10 protein-coding genes and 1 tRNA gene are annotated in these 11997 nt (G+C 45.5%); 9 read left to right on the forward strand and 2 right to left on the reverse strand.

Features of this window, described 5'->3' with window-relative positions; translation table 11 throughout:
- The first annotated feature begins 26 nt into the window (after positions 1-26).
- Genes ACSU1N_RS04145 through ACSU1N_RS04170 form a run of 6 tightly spaced genes read left to right on the forward strand, consistent with a single transcriptional unit; the run spans position 27 to position 8557 of the window.
- A complete protein-coding gene (locus ACSU1N_RS04145) occupies positions 27-3440 on the forward strand; it encodes a DNA-directed RNA polymerase subunit B (RefSeq protein WP_440060280.1) in 3414 nt (1137 codons plus the stop codon).
- A 1-nt stretch (position 3441) separates the two neighbouring features.
- Positions 3442-6090, forward strand: coding sequence for a DNA-directed RNA polymerase subunit A' (locus ACSU1N_RS04150; RefSeq protein WP_440058988.1), 2649 nt, complete (start codon positions 3442-3444; stop codon positions 6088-6090).
- The gene (rpoA2, locus tag ACSU1N_RS04155; RefSeq protein ID WP_440058989.1) at positions 6087-7289 is read left to right on the forward strand and encodes a DNA-directed RNA polymerase subunit A''; all 1203 of its coding nucleotides are present in this window, start codon (positions 6087-6089) and stop codon (positions 7287-7289) included. Before ACSU1N_RS04150 ends, rpoA2 begins: the two co-directional genes overlap by 4 nt.
- Before the next feature lie 2 nt (positions 7290-7291).
- Positions 7292-7615: a 50S ribosomal protein L30e gene (locus ACSU1N_RS04160; RefSeq protein WP_440058990.1), complete on the forward strand. Its 324-nt coding sequence runs from the start codon at positions 7292-7294 to the stop codon at positions 7613-7615.
- Entirely contained in the window at positions 7612-8067 is a 456-nt protein-coding gene (locus ACSU1N_RS04165) for a NusA-like transcription termination signal-binding factor (protein WP_440058991.1), read from the forward strand. Before ACSU1N_RS04160 ends, ACSU1N_RS04165 begins: the two co-directional genes overlap by 4 nt.
- Positions 8068-8113: 46 nt before the next feature.
- Entirely contained in the window at positions 8114-8557 is a 444-nt protein-coding gene (locus tag ACSU1N_RS04170; RefSeq protein WP_440058992.1) for a 30S ribosomal protein S12, read from the forward strand.
- Between the two features lie 5 nt (positions 8558-8562).
- Here the strand turns inward: ACSU1N_RS04170 and ACSU1N_RS04175 are convergent, their stop codons facing one another.
- A complete protein-coding gene (locus ACSU1N_RS04175; protein WP_440058993.1) occupies positions 8563-9018 on the reverse strand; it encodes a bifunctional nuclease family protein in 456 nt (151 codons plus the stop codon).
- Positions 9019-9164: 146 nt separating this feature from the next.
- On the opposite strand from ACSU1N_RS04175, the gene ACSU1N_RS04180 reads away from it, so the two are divergent.
- From ACSU1N_RS04180 to rpsJ, 3 genes are all read left to right on the forward strand, one after another.
- Complete coding sequence (locus ACSU1N_RS04180) at positions 9165-9761, forward strand: 30S ribosomal protein S7 (RefSeq protein WP_440058994.1); 597 nt, start codon at positions 9165-9167, stop codon at positions 9759-9761.
- Positions 9762-9861: 100 nt separating this feature from the next.
- A complete protein-coding gene (gene tuf / locus ACSU1N_RS04185; protein WP_440058995.1) occupies positions 9862-11178 on the forward strand; it encodes a translation elongation factor EF-1 subunit alpha in 1317 nt (438 codons plus the stop codon).
- A 44-nt stretch (positions 11179-11222) separates the two neighbouring features.
- Positions 11223-11534: a 30S ribosomal protein S10 gene (gene rpsJ / locus ACSU1N_RS04190; protein WP_440058996.1), complete on the forward strand. Its 312-nt coding sequence runs from the start codon at positions 11223-11225 to the stop codon at positions 11532-11534.
- A 263-nt stretch (positions 11535-11797) separates the two neighbouring features.
- Here the strand turns inward: rpsJ and ACSU1N_RS04195 are convergent.
- Positions 11798-11883 (reverse strand) — tRNA-Ser (locus tag ACSU1N_RS04195).
- Positions 11884-11997 lie beyond the last annotated feature (114 nt).

An 11997-nucleotide genomic window follows, 5' to 3' on the forward strand; every position in this document is an offset into this window, starting at 1 on the left:
CTACACCAGAGGACTTATGGATTGTAATGAAAGCTTTCTTCGAAGAGAAAGGCCTCGTGCGCCAGCACCTAGATAGCTACAACAGGTTTATCCGCGAACTACTACCCGAGATAATCAAAGAGTACAAGGAGATCCCGGTAACGTCCGAGATCAAGCTTGTGATTAAAGAGTATAAGATAGGTAAACCGGTCTGGCGGAGTATTGAAGGCGTTGAAGTAGAAGTCACGCCTATGGAGTGTAGGCTGAGGAACCTGACTTACGCCGCCCCCGTCTATGCTAAGGTAGCTCTAATTGATAGCGAGGGTTCTCATAAAGAGTACGAGATAAAGCTCATGGATCTACCGGTTATGCTTAAATCGGATCTAGACCCATTATCTAAGATGAGCCCTGAAGAGCTCATCAAGATCGGTGAAGACCCCAAAGATCCTGGAGGATATTTCATAATAAATGGGTCTGAAAGGGTTCTAATAGCGCAAGAGGACCTGGCTAGCAATAACATCATTGTCGACGTAGAGCCTGAAGGCTCTGCTGCTACGCATGTTGCTAAGGTGATAAGTACTGCTAAAGGTAGGAGGAGTCAGCTTATCATCGAGAGAAGGAAGGACGGTATTTTCTACGCTAACTTCCAGGGCAGGAGGATCCCGGTAGTCATACTCATGATGGCTCTAGGCCTATCAACAGAATTTGAGATAATGAATGCTGTCTCCTTCGACCCTGAGATCCAGCTGCAACTCCTCCCGTCTGTAACCCAAGCCCAGACCATCCTACCTAGACTTGAAATACCCCCTGAAGCAAGCGAGGAGGAGGTCAAGAAGCTTGAAGAAGAATACAGGAGAAAGGTGATTGAGGAAGCGCTTGATTTCATAGGGGCTAGATTTGCTGTAGGCAGACCCCGCGAGGAAAGGATTAGGAGAGCGGAGAGGGTGTTAGACGAATACTTGTTACCGCATATCGGGACGGAGCCCAACCCTGTCACGAGGCTTAAGAAAGCTTTCTTCATCGGTCAGATGGTGAATAAAATAATCGAGGTCTACATGGGTAGGAGGCAGCCTGACGATAAAGACCATTACAGGAACAAGAGGTTGAAGCTAGCCGGGGATCTACTAGCTACACTATTAAGGAATGCTATAGTAACATCCTTCGTAAGGGAGGTTAAAGCCAGTATTGAGAAAATGTATAGCAAGTACAAGAAAGTGGACCTAAGGCTCGCTATCAAACCCAATATTATAACCGATAGGATACTCCACGCTATGGCTACTGGGAACTGGCCTGGTGGTAGAACTGGAGTCAGCCAGATGCTAGATAGGACTAATATGCTTAGCACTCTAAGTCATTTAAGGAGGGTTGTATCCCCTTTAGCAAGGACGCAGCCGCATTTCGAAGCAAGAGAGCTACATTTCACGTCATGGGGTAGGATGTGCCCGTTTGAAACGCCTGAAGGAGCGAATATCGGCTTAGTGAAAAACCTGGCTCTAATGGCTCATGTTAGCGTTGGTGTCGAAGAAAGAGATGTAGAGGAACTACTAGTAAGGCTCGGCGTGAAGACTCTTGTGAGCATATTCCAGGAGCTCAGAGAGAAGATGAGGAGAGGGGAGACAGTCGATTTAGAATCATACAGGGGTTGGAGCAAAGTCTATCTAAACGGTAGATTGATAGGGTTTTACCCGGACGGTAGCGAGCTAGCTAGGAGGATAAGAGAGCTGCGTAGGCAGGGCAAGGTATCTAGCGAGATAAATGTTGTATACTTCCGTACCGAATACCTTAACGAAGTCTACGTCAACTCCGATCCGGGACGTATCAGGAGACCCCTTCTAGTAGTAGAGAACGGTAGCGTAAAGCTCAAGCCTGAGCATATAAGGATGCTTAAGAACGGGGAGCTCAGGTTCGAAGACCTGGTTAGGAAAGGTATCGTAGAATACCTGGATCCCGACGAAGAAGAGAATGCTTACATTGCTTTAACACCCAATGATCTAACGAGCGAACACACTCATCTAGAGATATGGGTTCCTAGCATCATGGGTATTGTAGCCTCCATAATACCTTATGCCGAACATAATCAGAGCCCTAGGAATATATACGCTGCGGCAATGGGTAAGCAGAGCCTGGGCTTGTATGCTGCCAACTTCCAGAGGAGGATGGATTCGCGAGGCCACTTCCTCCACTACCCCCAGAAACCCCTGGTTCAAACTAAACCATTGGATGTCATAGGATATAATGAGAAACCCGCTGGGCAGAATATGGTTGTAGCAGTTCTAACATTTACAGGGTACAATATAGAAGACGCTCTTATCATGAATAAGAGTAGTGTTGAAAGAGGTTTAGGCAGGAGTACTTTCTTCAGGGTATATACTACTGTAGAATACAAGTATCCTGGCGGGCAGGAAGACAAAATAGCTATTCCCCCGAGCGATGTTAGAGGATACAAGGGTCCGAGAGCCTACGAGAAACTCGAAGAAGACGGTATTGTAGCCCCCGAGACGTATGTTGTAGGAGGAGATGTGCTCATAGGGAAGGTTAGTCCTTCGAGATTTATGATCACACAGGAGCTAACAGGGACGGAGCAGACTAAGCAGGATACTAGTGTTGTAATGAGGCATGAGGAGAAAGGGGTAGTAGACATGGTTATGATAACATCCGATAACGATGGTAATAAGCTTGTGAAAGTCAGGGTCAGGGATCTCAGGATACCTGAATTAGGCGATAAATTTGCCTCAAGACACGGGCAGAAGGGCGTGATCGGACTCCTGGTTCCGCAATACGATATGCCTTTCACGGAAGAAGGTATAACCCCTGATCTCATAATCAACCCGCACGCATTCCCTAGCAGGATGACAGTCGGACAGTTGATAGAAAGCATTGCCGGTAAGGTTGCTGCACTCGAAGGAAGGCTTATCGATGGAACACCGTTCTATAAAGAAGACCCTAAGAACTTGATGATCGTATTGAAGAAATACGGATACCCGGATACAGGCGAGGAAGCTATGTACGATGGGAGAACAGGCGAGCTCTTAAGGAGCCCTGTTTTCATAGGTATAGTATACTACCAGAAGCTCCACCATATGGTTAGCGACAAGATCCATGCTAGAGCTAGAGGACCTGTTCAGATACTGACCAGGCAGCCTACGGAAGGAAGGGCTAGAGCAGGCGGGTTAAGATGGGGGGAGATGGAGGTCGACTGCCTGGTAGGGCATGGTGCTTCCTCTCTATTGCGCGAGACTATGATGGATAGAAGCGATAAGACAGTTATATACGTCTGCGAGCTATGCGGTCAGATAGGGTATTATGACAGGATAAGAGGCAGGTACATGTGCCCAGTACACAAAGACAAGGGTGTTCTAAAACCTGTTGAAGTATCTTATAGCTTCAAGCTACTAGTTCAGGAGCTCATGAGCATGGCTATAATACCTAGATTAAAGGTAGAAGACGTGAGAGGAGGATAGTATGATTACTTATAGGATTAAAGAGATCAAATTCGGCATCCTATCGCCTGACGAGATACGTAAGATGAGCGTCACTAATATCGTGACGAGCGACGTATACGATAACGATGGCGCGCCAGTTGATGGAGGAGTAATGGATAAGAGGCTCGGGGCGATCGAACCTAGAGAAGTCTGTCCTATCTGCGGTAATACGAGAGACGAGTGCCCGGGCCATTTCGGTCATATAGAGCTTGCTAAACCAGTTATTCACGTAGGATTCGCTAAGCACATACACATGTATTTGAAGACTACTTGCAGAGTCTGCGGTAGGATTAAGCTCCCCGAGCCGGAGAGACAGTTATATCTAAAGCTACTAAACGACCTCGAAGAGCTTAAACTAACATACCTGGCTAGGAGACTCCGTGAGTATATTAGGAGGAGGGCAGCTGCCCAGCAGACATGCCCCCACTGCGGGGCGAAACAATACAAGATCAAGCTAGACAAACCCCACACATTCTACGAGATGCGGGATGAGGGATTAGTTAAGCTAACCCCGTCGGAGATTAGGAGTAGACTTGAAAGGATACCCGACGATGATGTCAGATTACTAGGTGGAGACCCTAAAGAAGCGAGACCCGAATGGATGGTTTTGACCGTCCTACCGGTTCCTCCGAGGGCTGTTAGACCGTCTATCCTGCTCGAGACAGGTATTAGGAGCGAAGACGACCTAACCCATAAGCTCGTGGATATAATTAGGGTTAACAACAGGCTGAGAGAACACGTTGAAACAGGTGCTCCGAATGCTTTGATAGAAGACGAGTGGGAGCTGCTCCAGTACCATGTCACAACGTATTTCGATAACGAAGTCCCAGGGCTTCCTCAGGCGAAGCATAGGACAGGCAAAACGCTGAAAGGTCTGGCCCAGAGGCTGAAAGGTAAAGAAGGTAGGTTCAGAGGGAACCTGAGAGGTAAAAGGGTTGATTTCAGCGCGAGGACAGTGATAAGCCCGGATCCCAACCTGAGCATTAACGAAGTAGGTGTGCCCGAGGTTGTAGCTAAGGTATTAACAGTCCCTGAGAAGGTAACTCAGTGGAATATTGAGGAGATGAGGAAGCTGGTTCTAAATGGGCCGGATAAATGGCCTGGAGCAAACTATGTTATCAAGCCTGATGGTAGGAAGATAAGCCTTAAATTCGTTGACAGGAAGGCTGTAGCGGAATCCCTTGCCCCGGGTTATATTGTAGAAAGACATTTAATGGATGGCGATATAGTTTTATTCAATAGGCAGCCTTCTCTACATAGAATATCTGTTATGGCACATGTTGTTAGAGTTCTACCGTATAAGACGTTCAGGCTAAACCTCCTTGTGTGCCCGCCGTATAATGCCGACTTCGACGGGGACGAGATGAACCTTCATGTTCCGCAGAGCGAGGAGGCTAGGGCTGAAGCTAGGATACTAATGCTGGTTGAGAAACACATTCTAACACCCAGATATGGGGGGCCTATTATAGGAGGCCTCCAGGACTATATAAGCGGCGCGTTCCTGCTAACTAACAAGTCTACGCTTCTGACAAAGGAGGAATTAATAGACCTGCTCGGTGTAACCAGCTATAAAGGCTCTCTACCCGAGCCAGCTATATACAAGCCAGCCGAGTATTGGACTGGTAAACAAGTTATCTCAGTATTCCTCCCGAAGGATTTCAATTACAAGAGGAATGCTAAAATAGCTTCGGCATCCGCGTTAAGGTGTATAGATGAAGACTGCCCGCACGATAGTATCGTAATAATCAAAAAAGGGTTAATGCTAGAAGGAGTACTAGATAAGGCTGGTATCGGTAGAGAGGAGCCTGAGAATATAGTCCACTGGCTGATTAAAGAGTACGGAGAGGATGTAGCTAGGAGGTTTATGGATGAAGTATACAAGATCTTCATAAGGTTCTCGGAAATGTATGGTTTCACTATGAGTTATTCAAACCTCCTACTACCTGGTGAAGCCCGGGAGGTTATCAGGAATATTATTGAAAACAAGAAGAAGGAGGTTGAGAAACTAATCGAAGACTACAGGGCTGGAAGGCTCCAGCCTAAGCCTGGTAAAACAGTCGAAGAGACTCTCGAAGACGAGATAATAGACTTGTTGTCCAAGAAGCTTCTAGATGAGGTCGCTGATGTTATAACACCTCATTTCGCTCTGTCAAACCCTGTCGTAGTAATGGCGAGGACAGGCTCGAGAGGTAATCCGATCAACCTTACACAAATGGCCGCACTACTTGGCCAGCAGACTGTAAGAGGTAAGAGGCTTACGAGAGGATACCTAGAGAGATCTCTGCCTCACTTTAAACCAGGCGATCTAGGCCCTGAGGCAAGAGGCTTCGTATCGAGAGGGTTCGTAGACGGCTTATCGCCTATTGAAATGTTCTTCCACGCGGCTGGAGGTAGGGAGGGTTTGATAGATACTGCTGTGAGGACTAGCCAGTCTGGTTACATGCAGAGGAGGCTGATTAACGCGCTCCAGGATATTAGAGTGGATCTCGACGGTAGTGTAAGGTCTGCGACAGGCGAGATAATACAATTTATATACGGCGAGGACGGCGTAGATCCTACAAGAAGCGATCACGGGAAAGCCGTCAATATTGATAGGATTATCCAGAGGGTAGTTGGGTGGAGGCTATGAAGCCTATAGCATCTGTAGAGGAGATAAGAGATAAGGTCAGGAAGCTAGAAGGGAGGGTAAGTTCATCAATAATTGAGGAACTCGAGAAAAAGCTTATTGAAATATACGAGAAGAACGGGCTATACGAGGAGGAGTTAGATAGGATACTAGATGAAGTTGTGAAAAGGTACGAGTCTTCTATTATAGAGCCTGGAGAGCCTGTAGGGACAGTTGCAGCGCAGAGTCTTGGAGAACCATCTACTCAGATGACTCTGCGTGTATTCCACTATGCTGGTGTTAGAGAATTCAATGTAACCCTCGGCCTCCCGAGGCTTATAGAAATAGTCGACGCACGTAAGAAACCAGAGACTCCTATAATGGAGATTTACCTCGAAGACGATTATAAATATAGTGAGGATAAAGCTAAAGAAGTCGCCAGGAAAATAGAATCAACATACGTCGAGAATGTTGCTGAAAGCATTACATTTTCGCCTTTCGAAGGGGTGATAGTGCGTCTTGACCCGGGTATGTTAGAGGATAAGGGTGTTGACGTGAGTGATGTAGTGAGGGCTATCGAAGAACTGAATCTAGGCGAGGTAGAAGTAGACGAGGAAGGACATATTATCAGGGTTAAGCTATCTGAGGAATACATGGATTTCACCAAGATGGAGAAGGTCAGGCAAAAGATTGCTTCCACAAAGATCAAGGGAGTGAAAGGTATAAGGAAAGTGATAATACAGAAGAGGGGGGATGAATACGTGCTCGTAGCTGAAGGGAGTAATCTCGAAGATGTAATGAAGATAGAAGGTGTTGACTGGAGGAGGGTGTATACTAACGACATCATGGAGATAGAGAGGGTTCTAGGTATTGAAGCTGCTAGAGCAGCGATTATTAGAGAAGTTAAGGGCGTTCTCGAAGACCAGGGTCTAGATGTTGATATAAGACATATCATGCTATTAGCGGATGTTATGACATGGACTGGTAGAGTGAGGCAGATCGGTAGGATGGGGGTAGCTGGAGAGAAGCCAAGCGTCTTAGCTAGGGCTACTTTCGAAATGACTGTCCAGAAGCTTATTGAAGCAGCTGCTAGCGGAGAGACTGACTATTTAACCGGTGTACCTGAAAATATAATAATCGGTCAGATAATACCTGTGGGTACAGGCTTAATCGAATTATATGCGACACTAGGTGGTGCTAGGAAGCATAAGGAAGAGGGATAGCTATGAGCATAGTTCAAACAGACTTGGTTAAAGCTTTGCAGACAGCCTATAGGACTGGGAGGGTAGTTATCGGCTACAAGAGAACGCTTAAAATGCTACTCCACGGGAAAGTACGGTTGGTAGTCCTAGCTTCCAACTCTCCACCGGAATTCAAAGACGATATTAGATATTATGCTAAACTATCGAATGTACCAGTAATAGTATTCCCCGGTACGAACATAGAGCTCGGAACCCTATTAGGGAAACCATACGGGATCTCGACTCTAGGCGTCATTGACCCTGGTCAATCAAATATACTGGAGCTAGCAGGTGAATCCAGGAAATGAGTAGGGAGGAGAGAGAAAAGCCACAGGTTAAAATCACGCCGGAAGAATTCAGGTATATGACGTTACTCCATGAGCTAACAGGCGTCCATGTCCTGGATTGTGTCATAGACGATGAGAACAATAGGATAATATTCCTGGTTAAGCCCTCTGAGATAGGCAAGGCTATAGGTCCTAAAGGAATATTTGTCCAGACATTGAAGAAGATGCTCAACAAGAATATTGAGATCGTAGGCTATAGCGATAACATAGAGGAGTTAACGAAGTACGCTCTAGCACCTGCTAGGGTTAAAGAAGTAAAAATAGCTGAGAGGCCGGGAGGCAAAAAGATAGTATACGCTACAGTCGAACCAGGCGATAAGGCTATAGCAATTGGTAAGAACGGTAAGAACGTTGCTAGAGCTAGGCTGCTCTTAAACAGGTACTTTAACATAGACACGGTTATAATAGCGTGATGCTTAAAAACCGAAATTAGACTCTCTATAAGAGGGGTCTAGGAAAGTGCCGGGCAAGAAATCCCCCAACGGGATGTTTGCTGCTAGGAAACTAAGGAAGAAAAGGCTCAAATTCAGGTGGAGCCTGAGAGAGTTCAAGGTCAGAATGCTGAGGTTGAAAGAAAAGGCAGATCCATTAGAAGGAGCTCCGATGGCTAGAGGCATTGTCTTAGAGAAGGTTGGCGTAGAGTCGAGGAAACCTAATTCAGCTGTAAGAAAATGTGTAAGAGTGCAATTAATCAAGAACGGTAAAGTTGTAACAGCATTTGTCCCGTGGGATGGTGGAATCAACTATATTGACGAACACGACGAGGTAGTAATCGAGGGGATTGGAGGTCCTAGAGGTAAATCTATGGGCGATATACCAGGCGTCAGGTACAGGGTGATTAAGGTAAACGGGGTCTCCCTGAAAGCTATATGGCTTGGCAAAAAACAGAAGCCTGTCAGGTAGGAGTTCTAATACTCGTAGTAATTTTGTTGTTCATCCACCAGTTCTTTCTTAACATATATGGGTTTACCTACTAGTAGCGCGAGGAATATTGCGTGGCTAGGCACCATCTTCCTCCTGATAGTTATATTGCCGTCGTTAAACTCTAGGTAAGCCGAGTAAACCCCTCTCTTCTCGTCGAATTCTTCGATAGTAACCCTTTTGATATGTTTCCCCAGGTTTTCTAGTACCTCAGGCATAGACATTAGTATGTCCCCAAACCTTTCCCTATCGTCTTCGACGTCTCTACCGTTTATTTTGTTAATAAACAAAATTATATCGTAGGGTACTCGTTCAAGATAGAACTTTCTACCATCTTCAAGCTCGCATACAATTCTAGGGACGGGAAAAACTACGTTCAGACCTTCAATCACTGTTTCTTCAACTTCTCCTAGCACATTCTTTACTAAGAGGTATTCTTTCAAACCGCTATCATCTCTAAAGTATTAAATCTCTATAGACTTGTTTTAAATATAGACGTTGTAACTACCTTGGCCTTATCGTGTGGAAAAACAGCTTATAGTAGGATGTTTAAAAAGGTTAAAGGATATTCCAACCCTAAGGTGTCTGAATGAGTGAGACATCGACTAGAGAAATCGAGTTGGGAGAGATTAGACTGTTTGGGAAGTGGAGCTATATTGGTATTACTGTTAGAGACCCTAGCCTGAAAAGATACATATCGCTGAAACCAGTCTATCTCCCGCACACCGGAGGTAGGCACGAGCATAAAAGGTTTGGCAAGGCGGAGGTACCTATTGTAGAAAGGTTGATAAACAAGATTATGAGGCCGGGTCAAAACATGGGTAAGAAGCACTTGGCTTATAACATCGTTAAGACCGCTTTTGACATAATCCACCTGAGGACTAACGAAAACCCTCTCCAAGTACTTGTTAGGGCTATCGAAAACGCTGCCCCTAGAGAAGAAACGACAAGGATCATGTACGGTGGTATTGTATACCATGTTTCAGTAGACGTATCTCCTCTTAGAAGGGTTGACCTGGCTCTGAGGTTTATAACAGAAGGCGCTCGTATGAAGGCTTTCAGGAATCCGATTAGTATTGAAGAAGCACTAGCCGAGGAAATCATATTAGCGGCCTCAAACGATCCAAGGAGCTATGCTATCCAGAAGAAAGATGAGATAGAGAGGATTGCTCTCAGCAGCAGGTAGTTTTGAACGTAATTTTATTGCTAAACCCGCCATAATACTTTATAAACGTCTCATATAATTTTTAAAACCCAGTTATGTTAACTGTAGAGAGGGTTAGAACATGAGTGCACCACAGAAGCCGCACTTGAACCTGGTGATAATAGGACATGTAGACCATGGAAAAAGCACGATGGTAGGCCACCTACTATACCGTCTAGGCTACTTCGACCAGAAGACAATACAGGCTATAGAAGAAGAAGCGAAGAAGATGGGTAAAGAGAGCTTTAAATTCGCGTGGCTCCTCGATAGGATGAAAGAAGAACGTGAGAGAGGAGTTACAATAGCCTTATCATACATGAAGTTCGAGACTAAGAAGTACTTCTTCACTATCATAGACGCCCCAGGTCACAGAGACTTCGTTAAAAACATGATTACTGGGGCAAGCCAGGCTGATGCAGCGATACTAGTGGTTAGCGCTAGGAAAGGAGAGTTCGAGGCCGGGATGAGCCCCGAAGGCCAGACGAGAGAGCACGCTATACTAGCTAAGACTATGGGTATTGACCAGTTGATCGTTGCAGTTAACAAAATGGATGCTACAGAACCGCCTTATAGCAAGGAGAGATTCCAGCAGATTAAAGAGGTAATGAGCAAGTTCCTCAAGTCTATAGGCTACAATCCTGACAAAATACCGTTCATTCCGATATCTGCATGGACCGGTGAGAATCTGATTGAAAGAAGCCCTAACATGCCATGGTACGATGGGCCGCCTCTAGTAGAGGTTCTGGACACTCTCCAGCCGCCTCCTAAGCCTATAGATAAACCTCTGAGAATACCTATCCAGGACGTCTACAATATCTCAGGCGTAGGCACAGTGCCTGTAGGGAGGGTCGAGACAGGCGTCTTAAAGGTAGGCGATAAGGTAGTATTCATGCCGGCCGGCGTCGTCGGCGAAGTTAGGTCTATTGAAACTCACCATATAAGGATTGATAAAGCAGAGCCGGGTGACAACATTGGTTTCAACGTCAAGGGTGTTGAGAAAAAGGATATTAAGAGAGGAGATGTAGCAGGGCATCTAGATAACCCGCCTACGGTAGCCGACGAATTCACTGCGAGGGTATTCATAATATGGCACCCGACAGCGATCGCTGTTGGATACACTCCAGTAATACACGTCCATACTGCTAGCGTAGCCTCTAGGATAACCGAGATAGTTGCTAAACTAGACCCGAGGACGGGTAAAGAAATAGAGAAGAACCCACAGTTCATAAAACAAGGTGATAGCGCAATAGTAAAATTCAAACCGATAAAGCCTCTAGTCATAGAGAAGTTCTCGGACTTCCCACCTCTCGGAAGATTTGCTATGAGGGATATGGGTAAGACTATCGGGATCGGCGTAGTTACAGAAGTTAAACCAGCCGAGGTAAAAATAAAGAAGTAATTTTTTTCTCTGGTAGTGTATTTTTATGAATTATGGTGGTTACTATGTCATCGACTAAAATGGTGAAGATAAAGGTCTGGAGTACTAGCGTGGATGTACTTAACGATTTCACAGGGAAGATCGCTGATATAGCTAGGAAAATGGGTGTCAAGGTCTCAGGGCCTATACCCTTGCCCACGAAGAAACTATCGATTAGAACCCTGAAGCTCCCCCACGGGGAAGGCAAGAAGAAATACGAGAAGTGGGAGATGAGGATCCATAAGAGACTATTATATATAGCTGCCGACGAGAGAGTTATGAAGCAATTAATCAGATTAAGAGTACCGCCGGAGATTTGGATGGAGATAGAGTTGTAAAAAATAATTGTAATTCAGGTTTTATCAAGTACTATACGCATCACACGCTTATTTCTTTTGAGCCTCTTTCTTCTCTTCTTTCTTTTCCTCTTTCTTCTCCTTCTTCTTGGACATACAGGCACCCTTTCTAGTTCCTATTTTTTGTCTTATATACGTATAATTTAAAAACTTACCTATTTGTTTCAACGGGTGTCATGATCACCCTATAGAAAAACCGCGGGATCTTTCTCCTAGCTAGCGTGTTTTGCCTAGAATTATAGGAGCGCCGGGGGCGGGATTCGAACCCGCGCGCCCCGTATGGGGCACTGGCTCTCCAGGCCAGCCCCTTAGGCCGCTCGGGCACCCCGGCCCAACTATATTAAATAAGGCATAGAACATCTTAAATATTGCTGGTTCACATGCGTATTAGTGTTAGCTAGTTGTCGCATGGTAGGATAGACTTAAAAAGTTATTATCTAATTCA

The sequence above is a fragment of the Thermogladius sp. 4427co genome (assembly GCF_051933805.1).
GTDB lineage: Archaea > Thermoproteota > Thermoprotei_A > Sulfolobales > Desulfurococcaceae > Thermogladius.